24 protein-coding genes and 1 pseudogene are annotated in these 26,682 nt (G+C 49.0%); 11 read left to right on the plus strand and 14 right to left on the minus strand.

Going from position 1 to position 26,682, the window contains the following annotated elements:
- The first annotated feature begins 15 nt into the window (after positions 1 to 15).
- The 5 genes from mazE to eno all read left to right on the plus strand — a co-directional run bounded on the left by mazE (position 16) and on the right by eno (position 4,712).
- On the plus strand, positions 16 to 264 hold the full coding sequence (mazE, locus tag ACJHYW_RS12225) for a type II toxin-antitoxin system antitoxin MazE (protein WP_000581940.1): 249 nt from the start codon (positions 16 to 18) through the stop codon (positions 262 to 264).
- The gene (gene mazF / locus ACJHYW_RS12230) at positions 264 to 599 is read left to right on the plus strand and encodes an endoribonuclease MazF (RefSeq protein WP_000254738.1); all 336 of its coding nucleotides are present in this window, start codon (positions 264 to 266) and stop codon (positions 597 to 599) included. Before mazE ends, mazF begins: the two co-directional genes overlap by 1 nt.
- A gap of 71 nt (positions 600 to 670) precedes the next feature.
- A complete protein-coding gene (gene mazG / locus ACJHYW_RS12235) occupies positions 671 to 1,462 on the plus strand; it encodes a nucleoside triphosphate pyrophosphohydrolase (RefSeq protein ID WP_001071641.1) in 792 nt (263 codons plus the stop codon).
- Between the two features lie 227 nt (positions 1,463 to 1,689).
- Positions 1,690 to 3,327, plus strand: a complete 1,638-nt coding sequence (gene pyrG / locus ACJHYW_RS12240) for a glutamine hydrolyzing CTP synthase (RefSeq protein WP_000210878.1) — start codon at positions 1,690 to 1,692, stop codon at positions 3,325 to 3,327.
- Positions 3,328 to 3,413: 86 nt separating this feature from the next.
- A complete protein-coding gene (gene eno / locus ACJHYW_RS12245) occupies positions 3,414 to 4,712 on the plus strand; it encodes a phosphopyruvate hydratase (RefSeq protein WP_000036723.1) in 1,299 nt (432 codons plus the stop codon).
- Between the two features lie 59 nt (positions 4,713 to 4,771).
- Here the strand turns inward: eno and ACJHYW_RS12250 are convergent, their stop codons facing one another.
- The 4 genes and pseudogenes from ACJHYW_RS12250 to ACJHYW_RS12265 form a co-directional block, all read right to left on the minus strand.
- Positions 4,772 to 5,644 (minus strand): TPM domain-containing protein, encoded by an 873-nt coding sequence (locus tag ACJHYW_RS12250; RefSeq protein ID WP_089075444.1) that lies wholly within the window; start codon positions 5,642 to 5,644, stop codon positions 4,772 to 4,774.
- A gap of 5 nt (positions 5,645 to 5,649) precedes the next feature.
- On the minus strand, positions 5,650 to 6,798 hold the full coding sequence (locus tag ACJHYW_RS12255; RefSeq protein ID WP_001217974.1) for a TPM domain-containing protein: 1,149 nt from the start codon (positions 6,796 to 6,798) through the stop codon (positions 5,650 to 5,652).
- Positions 6,799 to 7,034: 236 nt separating this feature from the next.
- Positions 7,035 to 7,706 (minus strand): annotated as a pseudogene (locus ACJHYW_RS12260) (TPM domain-containing protein); the annotation flags it as partial.
- Between the two features lie 13 nt (positions 7,707 to 7,719).
- Positions 7,720 to 8,322, minus strand: coding sequence for a LemA family protein (locus tag ACJHYW_RS12265; RefSeq protein WP_000944228.1), 603 nt, complete (start codon positions 8,320 to 8,322; stop codon positions 7,720 to 7,722).
- Positions 8,323 to 8,494: 172 nt separating this feature from the next.
- Here ACJHYW_RS12265 and queE point away from each other — a divergent pair, with 172 nt between their 5' ends.
- Entirely contained in the window at positions 8,495 to 9,166 is a 672-nt protein-coding gene (gene queE / locus ACJHYW_RS12270; RefSeq protein WP_001199974.1) for a 7-carboxy-7-deazaguanine synthase QueE, read from the plus strand.
- 84 nt (positions 9,167 to 9,250) lie between these two features.
- Here the strand turns inward: queE and ACJHYW_RS12275 are convergent, their stop codons facing one another.
- The 7 genes from ACJHYW_RS12275 to ACJHYW_RS12305 form a co-directional block, all read right to left on the minus strand.
- Complete coding sequence (locus ACJHYW_RS12275) at positions 9,251 to 10,258, minus strand: LacI family DNA-binding transcriptional regulator (RefSeq protein WP_001232705.1); 1,008 nt, start codon at positions 10,256 to 10,258, stop codon at positions 9,251 to 9,253.
- 25 nt (positions 10,259 to 10,283) lie between these two features.
- Positions 10,284 to 11,693, minus strand: coding sequence for a sucrose-6-phosphate hydrolase (locus tag ACJHYW_RS12280; protein WP_032245922.1), 1,410 nt, complete (start codon positions 11,691 to 11,693; stop codon positions 10,284 to 10,286).
- Positions 11,693 to 13,063 carry a sucrose-specific PTS transporter subunit IIBC gene (locus ACJHYW_RS12285; protein WP_061092716.1) on the minus strand — a complete coding sequence of 457 codons (1,371 nt, stop codon included), beginning with the start codon at positions 13,061 to 13,063 and terminating at the stop codon, positions 11,693 to 11,695. Before ACJHYW_RS12285 ends, ACJHYW_RS12280 begins: the two co-directional genes overlap by 1 nt.
- Before the next feature lie 60 nt (positions 13,064 to 13,123).
- On the minus strand, positions 13,124 to 14,641 hold the full coding sequence (locus tag ACJHYW_RS12290) for a carbohydrate porin (protein WP_000277206.1): 1,518 nt from the start codon (positions 14,639 to 14,641) through the stop codon (positions 13,124 to 13,126).
- A gap of 170 nt (positions 14,642 to 14,811) precedes the next feature.
- Complete coding sequence (locus ACJHYW_RS12295) at positions 14,812 to 15,729, minus strand: aminoimidazole riboside kinase (RefSeq protein WP_001276284.1); 918 nt, start codon at positions 15,727 to 15,729, stop codon at positions 14,812 to 14,814.
- A gap of 164 nt (positions 15,730 to 15,893) precedes the next feature.
- Positions 15,894 to 17,372: an FGGY-family carbohydrate kinase gene (locus ACJHYW_RS12300; RefSeq protein WP_000039729.1), complete on the minus strand. Its 1,479-nt coding sequence runs from the start codon at positions 17,370 to 17,372 to the stop codon at positions 15,894 to 15,896.
- A gap of 26 nt (positions 17,373 to 17,398) precedes the next feature.
- Positions 17,399 to 18,676, minus strand: a complete 1,278-nt coding sequence (locus tag ACJHYW_RS12305; RefSeq protein ID WP_001164562.1) for an MFS transporter — start codon at positions 18,674 to 18,676, stop codon at positions 17,399 to 17,401.
- 318 nt (positions 18,677 to 18,994) lie between these two features.
- Between ACJHYW_RS12305 and ACJHYW_RS12310 the strand changes: the two genes are divergently transcribed.
- From ACJHYW_RS12310 to ACJHYW_RS12330, 5 genes are all read left to right on the plus strand, one after another.
- Positions 18,995 to 19,780: an SDR family oxidoreductase gene (locus ACJHYW_RS12310; protein ID WP_001361315.1), complete on the plus strand. Its 786-nt coding sequence runs from the start codon at positions 18,995 to 18,997 to the stop codon at positions 19,778 to 19,780.
- Between the two features lie 69 nt (positions 19,781 to 19,849).
- Positions 19,850 to 21,304, plus strand: a complete 1,455-nt coding sequence (locus ACJHYW_RS12315; protein ID WP_410233360.1) for an FAD-binding oxidoreductase — start codon at positions 19,850 to 19,852, stop codon at positions 21,302 to 21,304.
- A gap of 21 nt (positions 21,305 to 21,325) precedes the next feature.
- Positions 21,326 to 22,735, plus strand: coding sequence for an MFS transporter (locus ACJHYW_RS12320; RefSeq protein ID WP_000218268.1), 1,410 nt, complete (start codon positions 21,326 to 21,328; stop codon positions 22,733 to 22,735).
- Positions 22,713 to 23,492, plus strand: coding sequence for an electron transfer flavoprotein subunit beta/FixA family protein (locus ACJHYW_RS12325; protein ID WP_001361314.1), 780 nt, complete (start codon positions 22,713 to 22,715; stop codon positions 23,490 to 23,492). The genes ACJHYW_RS12320 and ACJHYW_RS12325 overlap by 23 nt, the downstream gene beginning before the upstream one ends.
- Positions 23,489 to 24,349, plus strand: coding sequence for an electron transfer flavoprotein subunit alpha/FixB family protein (locus tag ACJHYW_RS12330; protein WP_001361313.1), 861 nt, complete (start codon positions 23,489 to 23,491; stop codon positions 24,347 to 24,349). Before ACJHYW_RS12325 ends, ACJHYW_RS12330 begins: the two co-directional genes overlap by 4 nt.
- 146 nt (positions 24,350 to 24,495) lie before the next feature.
- On the opposite strand, the gene ACJHYW_RS12335 is transcribed toward ACJHYW_RS12330, so the two are convergent.
- Genes ACJHYW_RS12335 through ACJHYW_RS12345 form a run of 3 tightly spaced genes read right to left on the minus strand, consistent with a single transcriptional unit; the run spans position 24,496 to position 26,610 of the window.
- Positions 24,496 to 25,071, minus strand: coding sequence for a glycerol-3-phosphate responsive antiterminator (locus ACJHYW_RS12335; protein ID WP_001130256.1), 576 nt, complete (start codon positions 25,069 to 25,071; stop codon positions 24,496 to 24,498).
- Between the two features lie 16 nt (positions 25,072 to 25,087).
- Positions 25,088 to 25,348, minus strand: coding sequence for a ferredoxin family protein (locus ACJHYW_RS12340; protein ID WP_000109536.1), 261 nt, complete (start codon positions 25,346 to 25,348; stop codon positions 25,088 to 25,090).
- A complete protein-coding gene (locus tag ACJHYW_RS12345) occupies positions 25,339 to 26,610 on the minus strand; it encodes an FAD-dependent oxidoreductase (RefSeq protein ID WP_001361312.1) in 1,272 nt (423 codons plus the stop codon). The genes ACJHYW_RS12340 and ACJHYW_RS12345 overlap by 10 nt, the downstream gene beginning before the upstream one ends.
- Positions 26,611 to 26,682 lie beyond the last annotated feature (72 nt).

Here is a 26,682-nt window from a genome sequence, read left to right on the forward strand (position 1 = left end):
TTTGAGGAAAGGGTTATGATCCACAGTAGCGTAAAGCGTTGGGGAAATTCTCCTGCAGTGCGGATCCCAGCTACGTTAATGCAGGCGCTCAATCTGAATATTGATGATGAAGTGAAGATTGGCCTGGTGGATGGCAAATTAATTATTGAGCCAGTACGTAAAGAGCCCGTATTTACGCTTGCTGAACTGGTCAGCGACATCACGCCGGAAAACCTCCACGAGAATATCGACTGGGGGGAGCCGAAAGATAAGGAAGTCTGGTAATGGTAAGCCGATACGTACCCGATATGGGCGATCTGATTTGGGTTGATTTTGACCCGACAAAAGGTAGCGAGCAAGCCGGACATCGTCCGGCTGTTGTCCTCAGTCCGTTCATGTACAACAACAAAACAGGTATGTGTCTGTGTGTTCCTTGTACAACGCAATCAAAAGGATATCCGTTTGAAGTTGTTCTATCCGGTCAGGAACGTGATGGCGTAGCGTTAGCTGATCAGGTAAAAAGTATCGCCTGGCGGGCAAGAGGAGCAACGAAGAAAGGAACAGTTGCCCCAGAGGAATTACAACTCATTAAAGCCAAAATTAACGTGCTGATTGGGTAGGTGTTACTAACTCACTTCTATTCTGGTCACAGGTTTCCACCTGACGGACCCGCAATTTTCAGGACAATTCAATGAATCAAATCGACCGTTTGCTCACCATCATGCAGCGCCTGCGCGACCCGGAAAACGGCTGCCCGTGGGATAAAGAGCAGACATTTGCCACCATTGCGCCTTACACCCTTGAAGAAACCTACGAGGTGCTGGACGCCATCGCCCGTGAAGATTTTGACGATCTGCGCGGTGAACTGGGCGATCTGCTGTTCCAGGTGGTGTTTTACGCGCAAATGGCTCAGGAAGAAGGGCGCTTTGACTTTAATGATATTTGCGCCGCGATTAGCGATAAATTAGAGCGTCGCCATCCGCATGTTTTTGCTGACAGTTCTGCCGAAAACAGTAGTGAAGTGCTCGCCCGTTGGGAGCAAATCAAAACCGAAGAACGCGCGCAGAAAGCACAGCATTCGGCGCTGGATGATATTCCTCGTAGTTTACCGGCTTTAATGCGTGCGCAAAAAATCCAGAAACGTTGCGCCAACGTTGGCTTCGACTGGACGACGCTTGGTCCGGTAGTCGATAAAGTCTACGAAGAGATCGACGAGGTGATGTACGAGGCGCAGCAGGCTGTTGTCGACCAGGCTAAACTGGAGGAGGAAATGGGTGACCTGCTGTTTGCCACGGTCAATCTGGCTCGTCATTTAGGGACAAAAGCGGAAATCGCATTGCAAAAAGCGAACGAAAAATTCGAGCGTCGTTTTCGCGAAGTGGAGCGTATTGTTGCCGCGCGTGGACTGGAAATGACAGGTGTTGACCTCGAAACAATGGAAGAAGTCTGGCAACAGGTAAAACGGCAGGAAATTGATCTCTAAGGGAATTACGCGGTCAAGCGCCATTTGTGTCATTTTTTAAATGACAAGCGCTTGATTTGCGTCAAAAACATTTACCCCAAAGGGGCTATTTTCTCACTCCTGATTTCAATAGTGCGCTGGCGAAGAGGAGGGATAATGAAAGTTTGTGGCACAGGTCATGTTCGGGTATACTGCTTTCCCGTCCTGGTTATTCCATCGTCTTTTCAACCTAACTTCTCAGGTTCAGCATGACAACGAACTATATTTTTGTGACCGGCGGGGTCGTATCCTCTCTGGGTAAAGGCATTGCCGCAGCCTCCCTCGCAGCCATTCTTGAAGCCCGTGGCCTCAATGTGACCATCATGAAACTGGATCCGTACATCAACGTCGATCCAGGTACTATGAGCCCAATCCAACACGGGGAAGTGTTCGTTACTGAAGACGGCGCTGAAACCGACCTGGACCTGGGGCACTACGAGCGTTTCATTCGTACCAAAATGAGCCGCCGCAACAACTTCACCACGGGTCGTATCTACTCTGACGTTCTGCGTAAAGAACGCCGTGGCGACTACCTCGGCGCAACCGTACAGGTTATTCCGCACATCACTAACGCTATCAAAGAGCGCGTGCTGGAAGGCGGCGAAGGTCATGACGTGGTACTGGTAGAAATCGGCGGTACTGTAGGTGATATCGAATCCCTGCCGTTCCTTGAAGCGATTCGCCAGATGGCTGTTGAAATTGGCCGTGAGCACACCCTGTTTATGCACCTGACGCTGGTGCCGTACATGGCAGCGTCTGGTGAAGTCAAAACCAAACCGACTCAGCACTCTGTAAAAGAGCTGCTTTCAATCGGTATCCAGCCTGATATCCTGATTTGTCGTTCAGATCGCGCCGTTCCGGCGAACGAACGTGCGAAGATTGCATTGTTCTGTAATGTTCCGGAAAAAGCGGTTATTTCTCTGAAAGACGTCGATTCCATCTATAAAATTCCGGGCCTGTTGAAATCTCAGGGGCTGGACGATTATATTTGTAAACGATTCAGCTTAAACTGCCCGGAAGCGAATCTGTCCGAATGGGAACAGGTTATCTTCGAAGAAGCGAATCCGGTAAGTGAAGTCACCATTGGTATGGTCGGCAAATACATTGAGCTGCCGGATGCATACAAATCCGTGATCGAAGCACTGAAACACGGTGGGCTGAAGAATCGTGTCAGCGTCAACATCAAACTGATCGATTCACAAGATGTTGAAACGCGCGGCGTTGAAATCCTTAAAGGTCTGGACGCAATCCTCGTACCTGGCGGTTTCGGCTATCGTGGCGTAGAAGGCATGATTACGACCGCGCGTTTTGCGCGTGAGAACAATATTCCTTATCTGGGCATTTGCCTGGGTATGCAGGTGGCGTTAATTGATTACGCTCGCCATGTTGCCAACATGGAGAACGCCAACTCTACGGAATTTGTGCCAGACTGTAAGTACCCGGTTGTGGCGCTGATTACCGAGTGGCGCGATGAAAACGGCAACGTTGAAGTTCGTAGCGAGAAGAGCGATCTCGGCGGTACCATGCGTCTCGGCGCACAGCAGTGCCAGTTGGTTGACGATAGCCTGGTTCGCCAGCTGTACAATGCGCCGACAATTGTTGAGCGTCATCGTCACCGTTACGAAGTCAACAACATGCTGTTGAAACAGATTGAAGATGCAGGTCTGCGCGTTGCGGGCCGTTCCGGGGATGATCAGTTGGTCGAGATCATCGAAGTTCCGAATCACCCGTGGTTCGTGGCTTGCCAGTTCCATCCGGAGTTTACTTCTACTCCACGTGATGGTCACCCGCTGTTTGCAGGCTTTGTGAAAGCCGCCAGCGAGTTCCAGAAGCGTCAGGCGAAGTAAGAAAAAAGTTAGAACGGCAACGCGTACCCTGGGTACGCGTTGTTTGTCTGGAGTTTCAGTTTAACTAGTGACTTGAGGAAAACCTAATGTCCAAAATCGTAAAAATCATCGGTCGTGAAATCATCGACTCCCGTGGTAACCCGACTGTTGAAGCCGAAGTACATCTGGAGGGTGGTTTCGTCGGTATGGCAGCTGCTCCGTCAGGTGCTTCTACTGGTTCCCGTGAAGCTCTGGAACTGCGCGATGGCGACAAATCCCGTTTCCTGGGTAAAGGCGTAACCAAAGCTGTTGCTGCGGTAAACGGCCCGATCGCTCAGGCGCTGATTGGCAAAGATGCTAAAGATCAGGCTGGCATTGACAAGATCATGATCGACCTGGACGGCACCGAAAACAAATCCAAATTCGGCGCGAACGCAATCCTGGCTGTATCTCTGGCTAACGCCAAAGCTGCTGCAGCTGCTAAAGGTATGCCGCTGTACGAGCACATCGCTGAACTGAACGGCACTCCGGGCAAATACTCCATGCCGGTTCCGATGATGAACATCATCAACGGTGGTGAGCACGCTGACAACAACGTTGATATCCAGGAATTCATGATTCAGCCGGTTGGCGCGAAAACTGTGAAAGAAGCCATCCGCATGGGTTCTGAAGTTTTCCATCACCTGGCAAAAGTTCTGAAAGCGAAAGGCATGAACACTGCTGTTGGTGACGAAGGTGGCTATGCGCCGAACCTGGGTTCCAACGCTGAAGCTCTGGCTGTTATCGCTGAAGCTGTTAAAGCTGCTGGTTATGAACTGGGCAAAGACATCACTCTGGCGATGGACTGCGCAGCTTCTGAATTCTACAAAGACGGTAAATACGTTCTGGCTGGCGAAGGCAACAAAGCATTCACCTCTGAAGAATTCACTCACTTCCTGGAAGAACTGACCAAACAGTACCCGATCGTTTCTATCGAAGACGGTCTGGACGAATCTGACTGGGACGGTTTCGCATACCAGACCAAAGTTCTGGGCGACAAAATCCAGCTGGTTGGTGACGACCTGTTCGTAACCAACACCAAGATCCTGAAAGAAGGTATCGAAAAAGGTATCGCTAACTCCATCCTGATCAAATTCAACCAGATCGGTTCCCTGACCGAAACTCTGGCTGCAATCAAGATGGCGAAAGACGCTGGCTACACTGCAGTAATCTCTCACCGTTCTGGCGAAACTGAAGATGCTACCATCGCTGACCTGGCTGTTGGTACTGCTGCAGGCCAGATCAAAACGGGTTCTATGAGCCGTTCTGACCGTGTTGCTAAATACAACCAGCTGATTCGTATCGAAGAAGCTCTGGGCGAAAAAGCACCGTACAACGGTCGTAAAGAGATCAAAGGCCAGGCATAAGTCTGACTTTATCTGATTTAAAAATGCCAGCCTTCGGGCTGGCATTTTTTATGGTTGAGTTACCAGCGACCGGACGCGCCGCCACCGCCAGAAGAACCGCCCCCGCCGCTAAATCCGCCGCCACTTGAGCCGCCACCGGAACCGCTGTTGTCTGAATGATAACTTCTACCAGATGCTTTTTTCTGAAGTACACATAAACAGGTAAAGACCATAATGGTGGTGAAAGTAAAAAAGAAGAAAAATACAGCAATGGAAAAAGTTTTATCGGAGAACAGGAATAAATCTAAAAGATAGATTGCTGAAATACAGACACTGCTTTTACATGCGCGACAAAAATTACTGCCTTGATGAAAAAACCAGAAAGGGAAGAACATCACTGCAAATACCCAAAAAATAGCAAAGTAATAATGATCACTGGAAGACGCTGATTCAATTTCTGAAGGATTAGCCGGATATTGGTGTTGTGAAGTGAGTTGGTTATTCAAAGCGTTTATAGCTAGCTCTAATCCCTGAGCTAATTTTTGTTGTTTAAATGCGGGTATCATGTTGCTACGGATGATATCTCCAGCCAGAGCATCGGTTACCTTTTCTTCCAGCCCATAACCTACCTGGATGCGGACAGTGCGGTCCGACCAGGCAACAATGATCAGTATCCCATCATTGCGTTTGGCATCTCCTAAACGCCAATTGTTAAAAACCCTTGTAGCATATTGTTCAATAGAATCGTCTCCGGTGGATGGCACTATTAATACAGCGACCTGTGCCCGTGTTTTTTGTGTAATATCCTGCAGCTGTTGTGTTAGTGATTGTTGTTCAGACGTGCTTAAGGTACCAGTAATATCGGTCACCTGTTGGCGCAGCTCCGGCACTGCAATTTGCTGGGTAAGCCCAGGAAGGCACCATAAAGTAAGTAGAAAAAAGATTAAGCGCATAATGATCACCAGCGTCCGGATGAACCGCCGCCTCCTGAAGAACCGCCACCACCGCGGAAAGAATTTCTCGACGAAGAGCGAGAATGAGCATTACGATTCCCCGTTTTCCTGTTGCTTTTTTCTCCTGACCCCAGTTTAAGATTGCCAGTAAATTTGGCCACAATGATCAGCAGAACGATGCCAGCAATGGTTATTGGGCCGATAAAATGATCAATTAACCCAATAATTGTTGAGATGAATGCAATATCTTTATTACTGGCGAACACCAGGCACCATCCCACAACAATTATCAGCATCACGACAAACAATGAATTTCGTCCTGATTCAGGAAATTGCTGGGTCTTCTTTTGTTTTTTCACTTTAGTGTTTTTATTTTTGGGGGCCAGCATCATAGGAAATGCGCGGCACATATTAAAAACTACCGCGAGACGCTGCCAGCAGGTTGTTGCTAACAATAAACTAAAACAAACGATCGACACCCGCCGAATGATGACATCATCCTGAAAGAAGAAAAACCAGACCATAGGGGTAATCATCGATATCATCCATATGCCAGGCCCAGGACGGCTGGTAAATCGCCAGAGGACAACGATGGCAACGATCATCAGCAGTGTCCAGGCAAGACATGGCAGCGAACGTTGTGGATTAGCAAACAGATGATTGGCTAAAGCATCCAAAGGGCTAAGGTTCGCTTTGATATGGGTAAACTGTGCGATGCTTTCAATTCCGCCCGTTAATCCAGCAAAGAGATTGCTTTTTTCGAATTCTGGCTGCATATGGTAACGAACAATTTGCGCAGCTTGTTCTGGCGGCAACATCTGTTCCAGTCCATGTCCAATCTTCATTGACGCCAGCCCTTCCGGCCATACGACGAGAATTAAGATACCTTCGCCATATCGCTTCTCTCCAACGGGTTTCCAGTGATATAACCCGTATCTCTGCGAGGCTGCAAGTTTAATGTTTTTGCCCCCTGTAGTCGGCGTAACCAACACGGCCACCTGGAAGTGGTTTTGCTGCTCGAGAGTCTGTAATTGTTGATTTAAAGCAGTTTGTTCTTCTGTCGTTAATGTCCCGGTTAAGTCAGTTACTGAAGGCAATTGTTCAGCGAATACCTGAAAACCGCATAGCATCAGAAGTAAGAGAAAAATACGCATATCAATTCCTTTTGTTACCAGCGTCCGGAAGCGCCACCGCCACCAGATGAACCGCCACCACCGCGGAAATTGTCATTGTCGAATGAAGAGGATGACGATGACGAATAGTGGGAGGAAGAATTACTTCTTGTATGGCGTGATGGCTGGTTGGTATTACGCATCGAATCCCGAACCTTTTTGCCGAAGGGAGTAAAAGCGATGGCGACAGCCAGGAACGGTGTGGCGAAGCAGAGTAATGTTGCGAGCACTCCCCAGCTTCCGCTGAAACCTGCTATAGGTAAAACAAAGGCCAGTACAATAGCTGCGAAGCAAATCAGTCCCAGCGTTTTGATATATCCTCTGGCAGAAATAAACGTCAGTATTATCGCCCAGACTAACAAAGCCCACCAACCGCTAAAGGGCAAAGGGTGATCGGTCGGTGTTATCGTTGCTGAATTATTCCCCGTCAGGCGACTTTCAATATCGTTGATCCCCTTTTGTAAACCACCAGCCAGGTCGCCTTTTTTAAATGCCGGAATAATACTGTTGCGAATAATTTTCCCGGACTGTGCATCCGTAATAATACCTTCCAGTCCGTAACCGATTTCAATACGCACGGTATGATCCTGCCAGGCGACTAACAGTAGAACGCCATCATCGCGGTCTTTATCACCCGGTTTCCAGCTATCGAATACCCGCGTTGCGTACTGCTCGATGGTTTCATCGCCTGTTGTATCAACCACTAACACGACCAACTGTGCGTGGTTTTTTTGCGTCAGGGCTTTAATCTGGTTGGTCAGGGTGTTTACTTCGCTGTTTGTTAATGTGCCGGTTAAGTCATTCACATACTTGGGGGATTCAGGTACTGGAATTTGTGTGGCAAACACAGATGAACAGAAGAAAGCCATAAGGAAGATAAAATTTCGCATAGAACTTCCCCGCTTAATGCGCATTAGCATTCTGGCTAAAATCTATTGTTGGGGCTTTACTTACTGCGGTGACATCATCCGGCAAATAATTTTTCTTTGGTGTGTAATCCATGACCTTTGCGGTTAATACAGCGGGGAATTTGCGGATAGTGACATTATATTGTTCAATGGCTTTAATATATCTTCCTCGCGCAACGGCAATTCTATTTTCACTTCCTTCGAGCTGTACCATTAAGTTTTGATAGAGTTCCTGAGCTTTTAACTCAGGGTAACGTTCACTAATTATCGTTAACTGACCGAGAGTGCGAGACACCTGCGCCTGGGCTTGTTGCCAGGCTTGTAATTTTTGCGCATCTCCCGGAGCTTGCTGAAGATCGCTACTGGCGCGATTAGCCTGGCTACGTGCCAATGTTACGGCTTCCAGTACCTCTTGTTCATGGCTGGAATAACCTTTAATACTGGCGACAAGATTAGGAATAAGATCGGCGCGACGTTGATATTGATTCAATACCTCAGACCAGGAGGCGTTAACCTGCTCATCATAGGTTTGAATATCGTTATATCCACAGCCTGATAAATTGACAATAAATATAATTACGATGAATATCCTGAGCATGTCTATGTCCCTTTTAATTAATTCCTTAAAACATAATACGCCGCTTCATTTTATTCTTTATGATCTCATCCACTTTTTGCCTTAAACCTGCCTGTAACAGAATGTTAATAAGACATGATTGTTGTGGCAGGATCTGCAATAATTAACAATTATCCACTTCACAGAGAATGCTATGCAGTACCCGATTAACGAGATGTTCCAGACCCTGCAAGGTGAGGGTTACTTTACCGGCGTCCCCGCCATTTTTATTCGTTTACAGGGATGCCCGGTTGGCTGTGCCTGGTGCGACACCAAACACACCTGGGAAAAGCTTGAGGATCGGGAAGTTTCCCTTTTCAGCATTCTGGCGAAGACCAAAGAGAGTGATAAGTGGGGGGCTGCGAGCAGTGAAGATTTGCTGGCTGTCATTGGTCGCCAGGGATACACCGCGCGGCATGTGGTGATTACGGGTGGTGAGCCTTGCATTCATGATTTGCTGCCACTGACTGACCTGCTCGAAAAGAACGGTTTTAGCTGCCAGATCGAAACCAGTGGTACTCATGAAGTACGCTGCACACCGAATACCTGGGTTACCGTATCGCCAAAGCTGAATATGCGCGGCGGCTATGAAGTGTTGTCACAGGCACTGGAGCGAGCCAACGAAATCAAGCATCCAGTGGGACGCGTACGTGATATCGAAGCACTGGATGAATTGCTTGCGACGCTGACCGATGATAAACCGCGAGTCATTGCACTTCAGCCAATTAGCCAGAAGGAAGATGCTACGCGTTTATGTATCGATACCTGCATAGCGCGCAACTGGCGTTTGTCGATGCAGACACATAAATATTTGAATATTGCCTGATTTGATTATTCATCATTAATATTTAACGTTCAGAATGAAAATAATCGCCCCGTTTTACAGGGGCGATGCAAGATAGTGACGGGATTATCGGTAGCGTTTTTGTAGACTGGCTGGAAGATAACGCTGTAATGGGGATGGCGTTTCACCTTCAATCAGTTGCGAAATAAGCTCAAAGCAGTGAAAAGCAAGTTGGCGATTATCCTGTTGTATTGTGTCGATTCTTACCGAAAGTGAATCATACAAGTAATGATCATCAAAACTCGCCAGGTGGATTTTACTGTCGAGTAAATTATATTGGCTCATATAGCGCAGAACGCCTTCCAGTAATCCACAAGCGGCAGTGAATAAGGCTTTAGGGGGACGTCCTAAACGAGCGCATAGCGCGGCAAACATTTCATAGCCTGAGCTCGGATGATAATTACCGTGAATAATCCATTCAGGTTGTAGCGTTACTCCGGCTTGCTGCAAGCCTTGTGTAAATCCTTCCAGTCGATCGCGAGTCGGTGACAAACGGGGTTGTCCCCCCAGAAAATAGAATTCATCCGGGTGACTCCGTGCAATATCTGCCACCAGAGCGGTGGTGGGAGAAACAGAGTCAGTAATGACCAATGGCAATGTGCTGCCGTTCATGTGGCGATCGAACAACACAACAGGTAATTGCTCGCTAAGTTTTTGATAGTCATTATCATGCAGCATACTGGATGCGACGATTAACCCATCAACCTGGCGGGCAATCATATTGTTCACCACCATTGTTTCCTGTGAAGGATTTTCATCAGTACAGGATATGAGGAGTTGGACGCCCGCTTCCCGACACAATGTTTCCAGTTCATGGGAAAATACTGCAAATCCGTAGTTAGTGATTTCAGGAACGACGAGACCAATGGTATGACTGCGGTTGTCCCGTAATGAGCGGGCATGAATGCTGGGCTGATAATGCTGCTGTTGGGCAATACTCAGCACACGCTCACGCGTTTCCTGCGCAACACGTAACTCTTTGCCACGACCATTGAGAACCAGACTGGCGGTTGCTTTCGACACTCCCGCCAGTTCAGCAATGTCTTTAATAGTAACGCGTTTGGTTTTTCTCACGACGAGGATCCGTAATTCAAAACCCTCATTCTACCATGCAGGCGCGTAGCGACCAGTAGCGTAACGTGACGTCAGACTCACCCTGTAATATCAGCGAAGCTGGATGATGGGGAAAATAACGATTACTCATTACACCTTCACCATTATTGATGAATATCTCTACGCTGGAACTGTCACAGAGAATCTTCAGTGACGTTACGCTTCCTCGCCAGTAACGAGTTAGTTTCTCTTGCCCTGCAAGGCTTCTCCTCTGTAGTTGAATACCATCGTCATTAAGATGCAGTGCCAGCGCATTGCCAAAATTCAGATACAGCTCACCCGACGGAATGATGTCCATTTCCAGGCGTTCAATTTCGACATGCGGCGCATGATCTGCTTTTCCTTGCCAGAAGTGTTCAGCTTCACGCAGTTGCGCGAGTTCCCTGATTGGCATCTGAAACAATTTTCCCTTCTGGAATGAGAGTTCGCGAAAACAGGTCATTTGATGCTGCCAATGATGCTTTCTGGTTGGTTGCAACATCTCTTCGCCATCAGGAACCCCCATCCAGCCGACCAGCAATCGTCGCCCGTCCGGGGCTTCCATCGTCTGTGGTGCATAGAATTCAAATCCCGCATCCAGCTCTGAGAAAGCGCCATGCGTAAATTTGCCTGTCTCGTAATCAAACTGTCCATGTAGCCAGGCGCAGGGATAAGTATTCAGATAGCGCTCATGTTCGCGCACCATTCCCTGGGGGCAACAGAGGAGAATGTATTCACCATCAAGGGCGAAAAAATCAGGACATTCCCACATGTATCCTGCGTTATCTATTTCATTCAGACCGTTACCAGCAATTTCTCCATGAAAAGACCAGGTATAGAGATCGACAGAGGAATACAGCAGCACTTTCCCCCGTTTCTCTTTATCTTGCGCGCCAAGCACCATGTACCATTGGCTGTTGTGCTTCCAGACTTTTGGATCACGAACATGTCCGGTGTAACCATCAGGTAACGGTATGACAGGGCCTAGTTTATCAAACCCGCCCTGGTTATTTTCGGTGGCCAGGCATTGCCATGCCGTTCTGCTGCCATCATCAAACTTAACATTACCGGTATAGCAAAGTGTGAGAACGCCCTGATTATTAACCGCGCTTCCTGAGTAACAACCATTACGGTCGTACTCTTTATCGGGCATTAGCGCTAATGGTTCATGCTGCCAGTGCAATAAATCCGTCGAACTCCAGTGCCCCCAACATTTGTACTTATGATCACAAGCCAGTGGATTCCACTGATAAAACAGATGATAGCGGCCTCCAGACCAGCAAAAGCCATTTGGATCGTTCATTAGTCCAGTGACGGGAGCGAGATGCCAACAAGGATAGTGGGCATCTGCCAGTACTTTGGACTGACCTTTCATCACTGCCTGTAAAATCGCGGGCATTTGTGAAGGCATCGACATTACTCCTCGTCCGTTTTGTATTTGAGTAATAAAGAGAGGCTAAAAGCGACAGCGAAAGCAATCACCATTCCAATAATATAATTAACCAACGATGTTGGCTGAACGATTGCCATGCCGGGTATTGCGGTCAGACCAACGGCAGTCATATAAACGTGAACAGAGACAACCCAGGCACCGCCGGCAGCGCCACCAATTAAGGCCGCAATAAAAGGTTTAACAAAACGAAGGTTGATACCAAAAATAGCGGCTTCAGTAATCCCTAACATTGCGGAAAAGGCCGAGGGTAGGGTGATTGCTTTAATTTTTGTATCTTTGGTTTTAAACCATACCGCCAGACATGCACCGCCTTGCGCAACGTTTGCCATTGCCCAAATAGGCAGCAGGAAATTAACACCGATTGCAGGGTTACCTAAAAGTCCTGCTTCAATTGCGTGGAAGCTATGATGAATACCCGTAATAACAATCGCTGAATATAGTCCGCCGAATAACAACCCTGCTAACCAGCCTGCGTGTGCAATCAGCGTGCTGAGAACGAAAGAGATACCGTCACCTAACGCTCGTCCTGCCGGACCAATAATCAAAAGAGCGATAAAGCCAGAAATGACGACAGTCAGAAATGGCGTCAGAATGAGATCCAGAGCATCAGGGATAAACCTGCGTAACTGTTTTTCCACTATGCTCATAAACCATACTGCCAGAAGTACGGGGAAAACCGTTCCCTGATAGCCAATCATGGCGATTTCAAAACCGAAGAAGTTCATTGTCTGAAATCCCGCAGCAACGCCCCAGGCATTTGTGAGTGCCGGGTGAGTCAGAATCCCTCCTAATGTCGCGCCAAGATAAGGATTTCCACCAAATTCACGAGCAGCAGTAAAGCCAATAAGGATGGGGAGAATAATAAATGCGGCTGAACTGCACATATCCAGCAGGATATAAATCGCATTATCGGCATTCACCCAGCCATATATTTTCACCATTCCCAGAAGCCCCATTAATAAACCAGAAGCAACAATGGCTGGAATGATGGGGACAAAAATATTAGAAAGTAGCCGTGCTATTCGCTGAAAAGGATTGAGTTTTTGAGCGGCGAGTCGAGCGGTATCTGCTTTACTGGATTCGCTAATACCTGCAACCTGAATAAAGGCAGCATAGACTTTATTAACCACGCCGGTGCCAAAGATGATTTGCATTTGCCCTGAATTACGAAAACAACCTTTCACTCCATCAATCTGGCCAATGGCATGTTGATCGGCAAGTGTGTCGTCAACCAGTACCAGCCGTAGGCGAGTGGCGCAATGTGCTGCACTGGTGATGTTCTCCTTACCACCTAATAAAGGAAGCAACGATTGGGCGATTTTATCGAAATCCATATAACCCTCTAATTCATTGTTATTTCAGTAAAAGCCTCACATCCGTGAGGCTGTCTGGTATTAAAACCAGGTTTCCATTTGGACACCAAAATTCCACTCTCCGCCAGTATTGAAACCACTGCTGCCGAAAGCGTCATTGCTGGCAAAATCATCAAGTTTGCTGCTCCAGTCCATCCAGGTGGCAAACAGGCGAAGCTCCGGACGGCTAAAGAAATTATTGATATCGTTAGCTTTTAGAGTTGGAGCAAAGGTGAGTTTATAGAAGCTGCCGTTTACGGCGTTGTGGTTTTGATACCCCTTTGGCTTCAGATCCATATATTGATAGCTACCCTCAAAGGCCAGAGCAAAATTCTGTGTTACCTCTTTGATCAGACGTGTATTGAAGGTCACCCATTCGTAGCTATCGCCTTTGACGTAACGATCTTTACTGCTTTGCGCGAGAATTGCTGGCGCAACATACCAACCGCTTCCCAGAGGTGTTGTGCCGTAAGATGCGAAGCGCCAGGTATTCGCCTCAGACAGCAGAGCGCCATCGGAGCCAATCCCTTTGACTTCCGCACCCAGGCCATGGCCATATAGCAGTGCTGTTTTTGCCGTCCCTTCACGCAGGCCATAGAAAGTGTCATTGTGCAGACCAACTAACGCATGTACGCCAGTATTTGCAGCATCAGTTTGAATGAGATCACCATTGGCATCTTTTCGATCATCATTATCTTTTGCCCGTAATCCGCTAACCATCAACTGGAAGGGGCCTGCATAATGATTCATGGTGAGGATGTAGTTCTGAACGTTATTGTCGATATCATCAAGATCGCCGAAATTACGTCCGTAGAGAGAAAAGTTACTGCGGAATGTATCGTTCCATTTTACGTCATAGATACCGCCGCCCGTTCCCGCTAAAAATACGACATCGGAGTCTAACCAGTGAATATCAAAATTGTCGCGATCAAAGCGTTTACCAGCCCAGACAGTACTGTCTTTGAATGCTCCGGTAAAACTTGGTAATGCGCCCAGTTCGGCAAAAGCCTGTCGGATATTCAGGTTACTGGAGCCGCCAGTCCAGTCGTTGTAATCTCTTTGTCCGTCAGCCAACATAGCTTTAAAGCGTGTGGTCGCACCGTTATCCAGTGTTTGTTTATGTTCTACATTTAACTCGACATAGGTATCGGCTTCATCTCCCAGACGGCCAACAGCTCCACCAGTTTCACCTGCGGGAGTCAGATACGGCCCACTTTTGCTACTGGAAGCGGCATCATTCATCAGTAACCCGGAACGGGCATAGCCATGAAACTCAAAACCACTGTTTTCTGCGGATTTCTGTTCGAGCTGAACTGTTCTCTGTGCTACTTCTTGAGTTGTTAGCTGATTTTGTTGTTGTGTTTCAGCCAGTTTCTGAACCTGTAATTCAGCTGTTTTGGCCCTTGCTTCTGCCGCCTGGGCGCGGGATTCCGCATTTTTTAAACGTTGTTCCAACGCCGCCAGTCGAGATTCGATACTGCTAATATCCGTTTGCGCATGTACCGTTGTAGCACCGGTCAGCAAAGCAATTAACATTGCCAAAGTTGTTTTTTTATACATAATTTGTCGCGTCCCATCAGAGAATTATAAAAATTGCTAAAATGCTAAACCGGTTTAGGTGTTGATAATAAAGCTGACTTTTTAGCCAGAGCAATTATTTTCGCTAAACCGATTTAGTAAATGTGACAGGCACGACAAATCGGGTTACAGATACAACAGCAGGATCACTATTATGAAGGGAGATCGTGTTGTCGGGGTAAGGCGGTCATCGCGCCTTTAGCCGTGGTCGCCAGAGCACCACAAATCTGAGCTTGTGCAATGATTCGTTCAAGCTGTCTGGTATTTGTTGGTATTCCAGAATCAGCCAGACCTGCAAGTAATCCAGCGACAAAAGCATCTCCTGCCCCGGTCGTATCGACGACAGAAACAGGTTTGGCGGGATAGTGGATAAACTGCCCCTGAAAATACACAAGTACGCCATTTTTTCCTTGTGTAATAAGCAATAAAGTCAACGAATAACGTTGTACTAATGAATATGCGCCTTGCTGAACCTGGCTTTCGCCACTGATGAATAGCAACTCTTCTTCGGACAATTTAGCGATATTCGCCAGCGAAAGTGCGCGATCAAGGTATTTCCTTAATAGCGCTTCACTCTGCCAGAGATCGCTGCGGATATTGGGATCAAAACTGATGTTTCCGCCAGCCTGACGTATTTTCTCCATAGCCAGAAATGCGGTACTTCGGGAAGGTTCTGCACTGAGCGCAATGGAACAAAGATGGAGCCATTCACCCGGCCCAAATGCAGGAAGGTCACCAGGTTGTAAAAAAAGATCGGCACTTGGGCGTACCATAAAGGTAAAGTTTCTTTCTCCTTGCTCATCAAGTCCTACAGCCACAATTGAGGTGCGTTGTTGAGGATCAAGAGACATATAACGTGTATCAACATTTTCTGTACTCAGTGTCTGATACATAAAGCGACCGAAAGGATCATCGCCAACTTTGCCAATAAAGGCACTTTTCCCCCCCAGCCTTGCGATACCGACTGCAACATTAGCAGGCGCCCCGCCAGGACACTGTAGTAGTCTCCCCTGGCTTTCGGGTAATAAATCAACAACCGCATCACCGAGTACCCATACTCTTGCGCTCATAAAGGCTCCAATATACTAATTGCTAAACTAATTAAATCGGTTTAGCAATTAAAGCATAAACGCTGCTCAGGAGAGAACAATATTCAGCAGTGGTTACCCGGTATTTTGTGGTGGAAACGTGAATATGCCGGGATTAATCATCTACCCGGCACTGTTTATCTCACTTACGCATTCGACCAGCTCTGGATCGAATCTTCATTCCCCAGCTCACCATGCATCACTTCATACGATTTTTTCAGGATCACATCAGTGTGCTTGGTTAGGTCTTTGAAAATGCCTTTATTCATCGCGTCGTAGCGTTTGGCATTGCTCTCAATCGGTATGAAGATATCTTTCACGCGAACCATTTTATCGACAGCCGTTGCGTAATCCGGGTATAGCCCCAGACCTACCGCCGTATTGATCGCTGCCCCCAGACTTGCACAACCATTAATGGCGTTACGGCGTGCCGGAAGGTTGAACACGTCGGCAAAAATCTGCATAAACAGATCGCTGTTCGAACCGCCGCCAGTAATGATCACATGCTTTGCAAAGTGATTCATTTCATTACACATATTGTCGTAATTGTTCTTCAGCGTCAGCGCCACGCTTTCCAGTATCGAACGATATATCCATGCGTAATCCATGCTGGAATCAAAGCCGATCATAATCCCGCGTTTGTATGGTTCCCACGGATTGGTCAGCCAGTCCAGCACCGTCATCAGACCATTACAGCCAGGCGGCACACAAGACGCTTTTTTGTTGAGCAAATCTTCCGGTGAAAGATCCTGTGCTTTGGCATCCTGAATTAACGACTCGCCTAGCATGTCGCGTAGCCAGCTCACCGTCCACATGCCTTTGCGAATACCGTAACCTTCATACAGCAAGGTTTGCGGAATAGAAGACATAATCGGCCAGTACGCTACCGGATCTTTCGGCAGTGCTTTACCGTTCATCATCAGCGCGATGTAGGTGCCAAGAGAAATCACCGCCGTTTCATCATCCAGTAATCCGGCTCCCAGAGCTTCTACCGGTTTATCACTGGTGGTACAAACAACCGGCAGCCCAGCCGGGAAATGTGTCGCCAGCGCGGCTTGACGAGTGATATGCCCAAGAACAGTGCCCGGCATTTGCACATCAAAAAGCATCTGTCGGGGAATATTAAACTTCTCCATTACCGCGGTATCTTCGCTCCATGCCCAGGTCTTATAATCCACCGGCCACTGACCAAAATAGTTGGCGATATTGTCTTTAAACTCGCCGGTTAAGCGATGCGTCAGATAACCTGAAAAAGAGGTGACATATGCCACGTCAGGATTCGTATGTTCGTAAGGGCGTGTAACGCGTGCATCCTGCCAGCTAATCAACGGCGCAGCTGGCGTGCCATCGGCTTTCAATAACGCACGGCAGCAACGGATGGATCCCAGACCAATACCGACAATATCTTCTTTATTTCCGGCAAACTGACTCATCAAATCGTGACCGGCAAAACATAATGATGCCCATAAATCGTCGTCAGGATGTTCTGCGGTATCGGCATCTGGCGTGTGCATCGGCTGCAATAAGCCTTTGCCTTCGCAAACCACATTACCTTCCAGATCGTACATCACCACTTTTGTGCTCTGACTTCCGCCATCAATCCCTATGATGTATTTTTTCGACATGATTTTTCTCCTGTAATTTTCCTGGCTTACTTGCTGCTAGCCATTGCGGGGGCGCTATCAGCAGTACGAATTTTTTGGAACAGCAAAAAGGTAAAGATGATCACCATGGCAAGCGCCGCCATGCCCATTAGCCACATGTTGCGGTAGGCTTCTGCAGCGGGCAGGGTGTCTTGCCAGTGGCCGATAATCGGGTAAACGAAGACATCCGGCAGGAATCCAATCACCGAACAAATACCTACCGTGGTGCCCATAATGTAAGACGGTGTTCTCGCTTCGCCGGGGCAGGCCCAGTACAGTCCACGTGAGGCGTAGCAGGTGAATCCCAGTAGTAAAATCAGGCCAATCCCCATAGCGACCGATTGCGGGTTAGAGTTGGTAACAAGCAGGGCAGTCAGTGCCAGCAGGCCGATGATGGAAAGGATTTGAATTACGCGGGTAGGGGATTTCACTTTACTGTAGGTGGTGATAATGCCGCCAAGTGGACCACACAGCGCGCGGAATATTTTGTTGATCACAATCCCCATGTAGCTCGCCGCCACCAGCGACATGCCGTACATTTCGGTGAGATAGTTGGTGGAGTAACTCAGAATGGCGTAGATGGTGAAGACGCCAAAAATCACCATGCTGCAATACCAGGTGGTGCTGATGCGCAAAACGGCCAGGATGTCGCTAAGCTGGAATGATTGTTTTTCTTCGTTATTGGCACTGCGCAGGTTGTTGTTATCGCTAACAAAAAACCAACACAGAATCCCCAACAAGATGTAAACCACACTATAGATGATAATGACCGTTTTCAGGCTGGCGCTGTCATCCGGTGCAAAGCGAGAAAAGACCCACATGGTAAACACCGCCAGCGACATTACACCGACGCCGCGCAGCCCTTCCATCCAGCCCATAATTTTCCCTTGCTCGCTATGATCGCCCAGCAACGATGCGGCTTTAATCGACACCGACCACAGCATTAAAATCGTCGTTATCGCAAAGGCAACCTGAATACAGAGCATTACCCACAGCGGTGGATAAGTTGCCATTAACAGACCCAGTAATCCGGTAATGATCATCGCGGAAGTAATCATTTTGCGATGTGAGAATTTATCGGCAATAACGCCACTGGGCGCATAAAGAATAATAGCTGCAATACCAAAGGTACTCATTATTAAACCTATCTCGGTATTGCTGAATCCCATAAATTTCGCCATGGGAATTTGATAAATATAACGTAAATAAGCCAGGTCGAAACTAACGCCGCCGCTAAAACTAATTATCGCGAGGGTTATCCAACGGCGATATGAGTTGTGTTGCATATCGTATTCCCATTTGTAATAGACAAAAAAAGAGAAAAGTAAGCCGCCCTTTCAGGTGGATTACTTTTCTCAGGTCTCTAGTAATTGCAATAAGAAATAACATGGAAAGCAGTGGTGTTGTGTGAGAGTAGTCACGCTTCTGCTTTTTAAAATTATTTGATAATACGAATATCACACTGTGATTACGATCACATTAGCGCTTATGCCCTTATGCTAAAAATTATATCCAGTTACCAGAGATAATGAGAAAGGTAACTTCCCTCTCGCGGGGGAAGTTACCTTTCTTTTTTTTTTGCTTTACGGAAATTGGAGCTAACTATGTCAATCGAATCTCTCAATGCGTTCTCAATGGATTTTTTCTCCCTGAAAGGTAAAACATCAATTGTTACCGGCGGGAATAGTGGATTAGGCCAGGCATTTGCCATGGCGCTGGCCAAGGCTGGCGCAAATGTCTTTATTCCAAGTTTCGTCAAAGATAACGGCGAAACAAAGGAAATGATTGAAAAACAGGGTGTTGAAGTGGACTTCATGCAGGTGGATATCACCGCAGAAGGCGCACCACAGAAGATTATCGCTGCCTGCTGTGAGCGTTTCGGTACCGTCGATATTCTGGTTAACAATGCCGGTATATGTAAGCTGAATAAGGTGCTGGACTTCGGGCGTGCCGACTGGGATCCGATGATTGACGTGAACCTTACCGCCGCATTCGAGTTAAGCTATGAAGCTGCAAAAATTATGATCCCGCAGAAAAGCGGTAAAATCATTAATATCTGTTCATTATTCTCTTACTTAGGTGGACAATGGTCACCTGCATATTCTGCCACTAAACATGCTCTTGCCGGATTCACCAAAGCTTATTGTGATGAACTAGGTCAATATAATATTCAGGTAAATGGTATTGCCCCTGGATATTACGCTACCGATATCACCCTGGCGACACGCAGTAATCCAGAAACCAATCAGCGCGTTCTTGATCATATTCCAGCAAACCGTTGGGGCGATACTCAGGATTTAATGGGCGCAGCCGTCTTCCTCGCAAGTCCGGCTTCAAATTATGTTAACGGGCATTTATTAGTGGTCGATGGCGGTTATTTAGTGCGCTAATCCATAACGGTGGTTTCTGTTTTCTCTTATTAATGATTATTCTATTTTTATTATCAGGAAGGAATTACTATGTCTTTATCTCGCGCAGCGATTGTCGACCAGCTAAAGGAAATTGTTGGTGCAGATCGCGTAATTACCGATGAAACAGTATTAAAGAAAAACAGTATTGACCGTTTTCGCAAATTTCCGGATATTCATGGCATTTATACTTTGCCGATTCCGGCAGCGGTCGTAAAACTCGGTTCCACAGAACAAGTATCCCGTGTGCTGAATTTTATGAATGCGCACAAAATTAACGGTGTGCCGCGTACCGGTGCTTCCGCTACCGAAGGTGGACTGGAAACCGTTGTGGAAAACTCGGTGGTGCTCGACGGCTCCGCCATGAATCAAATCATTAATATTGATATTGAGAATATGCAGGCCACGGCGCAATGTGGCGTTCCGCTGGAAGTGCTGGAAAACGCGTTGCGTGAAAAAGGTTACACCACGGGGCACTCTCCGCAGTCAAAACCGTTGGCGCAGATGGGTGGACTGGTGGCGACCCGTAGTATCGGGCAGTTCTCCACACTCTACGGCGCAATCGAGGATATGGTCGTTGGTCTGGAAGCAGTATTGGCTGATGGCACCGTCACACGTATTAAAAACGTGCCACGCCGCGCGGCTGGCCCGGACATTCGTCACATTATCATCGGCAACGAAGGTGCATTGTGCTATATCACTGAAGTAACAGTGAAAATCTTTAAGTTCACCCCGGAAAACAACCTCTTCTACGGCTATATCCTGGAAGACATGAAAACCGGCTTCAACATCCTGCGTGAAATCATGGTGGAAGGGTATCGTCCGTCGATCGCTCGTTTGTATGACGCTGAAGATGGCACCCAACACTTCACCCATTTTGCCGATGGTAAATGTGTGCTGATCTTTATGGCTGAAGGTAACCCTCGCATTGCGAAGGCGACGGGCGAAGGGATTGCTGAAATCGTGGCACGTTACCCGCAATGCCAGCGCGTGGACAGTGAGCTGATCGAAACCTGGTTTAATCACCTGAACTGGGGGCCGGATAAAGTGGCTGCCGAACGTGTGCAGATCCTCAAAACCGGCAACATGGGCTTTACCACCGAAGTGTCCGGCTGCTGGAGCTGCATCCACGAAATCTACGAAAGCGTTATTAACCGTATTCGTACCGAGTTCGCGCACGCCGACGACATCACCATGCTGGGCGGTCACTCCTCTCATAGCTATCAGAACGGCACCAACATGTACTTCGTCTACGACTACAACGTCGTTGACTGTAAGCCGGAAGAGGAAATCGACAAGTACCACAATCCGCTCAACAAAATCATCTGCGAAGAAACCATTCGTCTCGGCGGTTCGATGGTGCACCACCACGGTATCGGTAAACATCGCGTTCACTGGAGCAAACTGGAACACGGCAGCGCGTGGGCGTTGCTGGAAGGGCTGAAAAAGCAGTTCGATCCTAATGGCATTATGAACACGGGTACTATCTATCCGATTGAAAAATAATGTGTCAGGCAGCGTTCCGCGATGACGGTGCGTTGCCTTTTCGGCTTCTCAGGCGAGAAGCCGTTCTTATTACCGGACAATGAAGGGGTAAAGATGAACACTTCACCGGTGCGAATGGATGATTTACCGCTTAACCGTTTTCACTGTCGAATTGCTGCGCTCACTTTCGGTGCACACCTGACCGACGGTTATGTTCTCGGCGTCATTGGTTACGCCATTATTCAGCTTACGCCCGCCATGCAACTGACGCCGTTTATGGCGGGAATGATCGGCGGCTCGGCGTTACTTGGTTTGTTTCTTGGCAGCCTGGTTTTGGGGTGGATCTCCGACCATATCGGGCGGCAAAAAATCTTCACCTTCAGTTTTATGCTGATTACGCTCGCTTCGTTCTTGCAATTTTTTGCCACCACGCCAGAGCATCTTATTGGATTGCGCATTTTGATCGGCATTGGTCTGGGAGGCGATTACTCAGTCGGTCACACCTTGCTGGCTGAATTTTCCCCGCGCCGCCATCGCGGTATTTTGCTGGGCGCATTCAGTGTGGTGTGGACCGTAGGCTATGTGCTGGCAAGTATTGCCGGACATCACTTTATTACCGAAAGCCCGGAGGCCTGGCGCTGGCTGCTGGCATCAGCAGCGTTACCAGCCTTGCTGATTACGCTGCTACGTTGGGGCACGCCGGAATCGCCACGCTGGCTACTGCGCCAGGGGCGTTTTGCTGAAGCTCACGCTATCGTGCATCGCTACTTTGGTCCCCATGTTTTACTGGGCGATGAAGTGGCAACGGCGACCCATAAACACATCAAAACCTTGTTCTCTTCGCGCTACTGGCGGCGCACAGCGTTTAACAGCGTCTTCTTTGTCTGCCTCGTAATCCCATGGTTTGTGATTTATACCTGGCTGCCAACTATCGCCCAGACTATTGGACTGGAAGATGCGCTGACTGCCAGCCTGATGCTTAATGCGTTGTTAATTGTTGGCGCGCTGCTGGGATTAGTTCTGACGCACCTGCTGGCACATCGCAAGTTTTTGCTGGGAAGTTTTTTGCTGCTGGCGGCAACGCTGGTAGTGATGGCCTGTTTGCCTTCCGGCAGTTCATTAACGCTGCTGCTTTTTGTTCTCTTCAGCACCACCATTTCGGCAGTCAGTAATCTGGTGGGCATTTTGCCTGCGGAAAGTTTTCCTACTGACATTCGCTCGCTGGGCGTCGGTTTTGCCACCGCCATGAGTCGGCTCGGCGCGGCGGTAAGCACTGGTCTGCTGCCGTGGATTCTGGCGCAGTGGGGGATGCCGGTCACTTTATTGCTTCTGGCGGCAGTGTTGTTGGTTGGTTTTGTTGTGACCTGGTTATGGGCGCCAGAAACCAAAGCTCTCCCGCTGGTGGCGGCGGGAAATGTAGGAGGTGCGAATGAACATTCTGTTAGCGTTTAAAGCCGAACCGGATGCCGGAATGCTGGCGGAAAAAGAGTGGCAGGCGGCGGCTCAGGGTAATATTGGACCAGATGTTTCGCTACTGCGAAGTTTACTCGGTGCTGATGAACAGGCTGCCGCCGCGCTGCTGTTGGCGCAGAGAAAAAACGGTACGCCGATGTCTTTAACCGCGTTGAGCATGGGGGATGAACGGGCGTTGCACTGGCTGCGCTATCTCATGGCTCTTGGGTTTGAGGACGCTGTATTGCTGGAGACGGTGGCAGATCTGCGCTTTGCGCCGGAATTTGTCGCTCGCCATATTGCCGAATGGCAGCGTCAGAATCCGCTGGATCTGATAATTACCGGCTGCCAAAGCAGCGAAGGGCAGAATGGGCAAACGCCATTTTTGCTGGCGGAAATGCTGGGCTGGCCCTGCTTCACCCAGGTGGAGCGTTTTACTCTCGACGCGCCGTTTATCACCCTTGAACAGCGTACTGAACATGGGCTGCGCTGTTACCGGGTTCGCTTGCCTGCGGTGATTGCCGTGCGCCAGTGTGGTGAAGTGGCCTTGCCAGTACCGGGAATGCGCCAGCGAATGGCTGCGGGGAAAGCAGAAATTATCCGTAAAACTGTTGCTGTCGAATTGCCAGCGATGCAGTGTCTGCAACTGGCAAGAGCAGAGCAACGACGCGGAGCGACGCTGATTGATGGGCAAACGGTAGCAGAAAAAGCGCAAAAGCTATGGCAGGACTATTTACGCCAAAGGATGCAGCCATGAATATCGCCATTGTGACAATAAATCAGGAGAATGCCGCAATAGCGAGCTGGCTGGCGGCACAGGATTTCAGCGGTTGTACCCTGGCGCACTGGCAGATTGAACCTCAGCCCGTAGTGGCGGAACAGGTGCTGGATGCGTTGGTGGAACAGTGGCAGCGAACGCCAGCGGACGTTGTTCTCTTTCCGCCGGGAACGTTTGGTGATGAACTGTCGACACGGCTGGCCTGGCGTTTACATGGTGCAAGCATCTGCCAGGTGACTTCATTAGATATTCCAACCGTAAACGTACGCAAATCCCACTGGGGAAATGCGCTAACGGCGACGCTGCAAACAGAAAAACGCCCGCTATGCCTTTCCCTTGCCCGCCAGGCGGGAGCAGTGAAAAACGCCACATTGCCCTCTGGTATGCAGCAACTGAACATTGTCCCCGGCGCGCTTCCCGACTGGCTGGTTAGCACAGAGGATCTGAAAAATGTTACCCGTGACCCATTAGCTGAGGCCAGACGGGTGCTGGTGGTGGGGCAGGGCGGAGAGGCAGATAACCAGGAAATCGCTATGCTGGCAGAAAAGCTGGGAGCCGAAGTGGGCTACAGTCGGGCGCGAGTAATGAACGGTGGCGTTGATGCCGAAAAAGTGATTGGTATTTCCGGACATCTGCTGGCACCTGAGGTGTGTATTGTTGTTGGCGCTTCTGGCGCAGCAGCGTTAATGGCAGGCGTATGCAATAGCAAGTTTGTGGTGGCGATTAATCATGACGCCAGCGCAGCGATATTTTTACAGGCAGATGTTGGCGTGGTTGATGACTGGAAAGCGGTGCTGGAGGCACTGGTGACAAACATTCACGCAGATTGCCAATAACGTGTTGCCGGATGATCCTGCCTACGGTTCTGGCCTGGGGACTTGTAAGCCTGATAAGACGCGTCAAGCGTCGCATCAGGCGCTGAATGTCGGATGTGGCGTGCAGCCTACAAATCACACAAATTCAATTCGTTACGAATATCCCGTCAAAGCAATTTTTTCGCTAATGTCCAGACCCCGGTATTCGTGGTGGAAAGCGCCACGACACCTGCGTTAATCGCATTACGCGCATCTTCTTCATCGCACACCAGCCCGCCAGCAATCAGCGGTTGGCGGATTTTCTCCGTCACCCAGCCCAGCACTTTGGGCATACAGCCAGGCAGGATCTCAATACAATCCGGATTCGATTGCGCAACTTGCTTATCAATGTTGTGAAACGAAATCGAATCAACAATAAACAGGCGATGAATACAGAAAAAACCTTCCGCTCTTGCTGCTTTCAGCATCGATGCTTTCGTGCTGATAATGCCGTCCGCCTCGGTCACCAGTTTCAGAAACTGAATCACCACTTCTTTGTTCGATGCGCCTTCCAGCAAATCGACATGAATAAATGCATATTTCCCGGCACTTTTAATCTTTTTGACGATATGACTGATGGTGCAGATATTGCCGTACAACACGGAAATAAACTGGCATTCAGAGTCGATTGCCAGTTGCAGGCTGGCATTATCTTTAACGGCAGCAATCACCGGATTCTGGCGGAGCAGGTGTAAGAGGGGCATAAATTATCCTTATTATTTATCCAAAACGGTAGGTGATGCCGAATCCGGAAGGCGGATAGCGCCACTGTTGTAGTGTTGATTCGTCGCACAGCAAACGGCAGGTGCCACACTCCAGGCAGCCGCGATAATCAACGCGTAAGTCACCTTCCGGTGTGAGCGAAAAAAGACCAGCCGGACAAGCGTTAATCAACCGTTGTACCGTCTGGCGCTCAACGGAGTCAGCCGGAACAATGTGCGGCGCATCGGCAACGCGCCAGAGATTACGGGCTACAGACATCGCAGACTCCTGATAACATCGCCCGCCAGATGCCACAGGCCGTGACGACGTAAATGACGCCAGAATAACTGGCGCAGCGGTGGAACAGGTTTATCACCCTGATCCCATAAATCGCGGGAAATATCCTGCATTAACGCAGGCCACGCCCGATACCAGCCAGGGCGTTGCAAAAGCGCCGGAACATGCTGATAACGTTGTAGAACATCCCATAGCAGGCTGCGCTCTACGTTGTGATGATAAAGCGCAAACAGATTTTGCGGCTCGCGGTGCTGGCAGGCGCTTATCAGCGTTTGTGCCGCCGCCTGCGCGCCAGTTAGCGCCATATCCATGCCGCGCACGGAAATTCCGGTATTGACGCAACTGCGCAACGCATCGCCCAGCAGCAGCCAGCCGTTACCGGCGTATTGCACCGGCATACTGTGCAAGCCACCTTCTGGCACCAGATGCGCACCATACTCCAGTGATTCTGTGTTTTTGATAAGCGGGCGCACTGCCGGATGCGTTTTAAAGCGAGCCAGCAGCTCGCTTGCCGGAACACGACTTTGCGTAAGGGAAGAGAGCGGGCAAACAATCCCTAACGAGAGCGTTTGTTGATTAGTATAAAGAAATGCGCCGCCGGGTAAGTCATCACAGATCCCGCCGCTGAACAGCAACGCTGCGCCTTCGTTATTCTCCAGATGAAAACGTTCTTCAATAGCGGATGTTTCCAGCGACAGCACTTCTTTGATCCCCAACGCCATCGCTTCGCCAGCAGGACGAGTCACTAACCCGTGACGCTCAGCCAGGACGCTGTTGGCACCTTCTGCCAGCACCACATAACGGGCGCGGAGAATATCGTCACCACAAATGACACCACACACCCTGCCGTTTTCTTCATACAGCGCATCCACCGTCGCACCGGGGATGCATTCGACACCTTCTTTTTCGGCTTCGGCAACCAGCCACGGATCGAACCGTGCACGTAATACACTCCAGGATTCACCGCCGGGCTGTAAGCTGGAAAACGTCGTTGCGCCATCCGGCGTTAACAGGGAAAGGCTTTCGTGAGTGATGCGTCGTTCAAGAGGCGCGGTCAGATGAAATTGTGGGAGGAGTTCCGCGAGCGCCTGGGTATATAAACGCCCGCCGGAAAGGTTTTTACTGCCGGGGATTTCAGCGCGTTCCAGTAACAAAACGGATAAACCCGCTCGCGCGCAGCGTAACGCGCAAGCGGTGCCTGCAATACCGGCACCAATAATAATAATGTCGCAGTCGTCTTCCATGTCATGCCCCAGATATCCAGAACACAACACCCTAACATAGCGTTACTTAAGGGAAATTGACCGCCGACACAC

The organism is Escherichia sp. WS3063 (genome assembly GCF_046486595.1).
GTDB lineage: Bacteria > Pseudomonadota > Gammaproteobacteria > Enterobacterales > Enterobacteriaceae > Escherichia > Escherichia coli.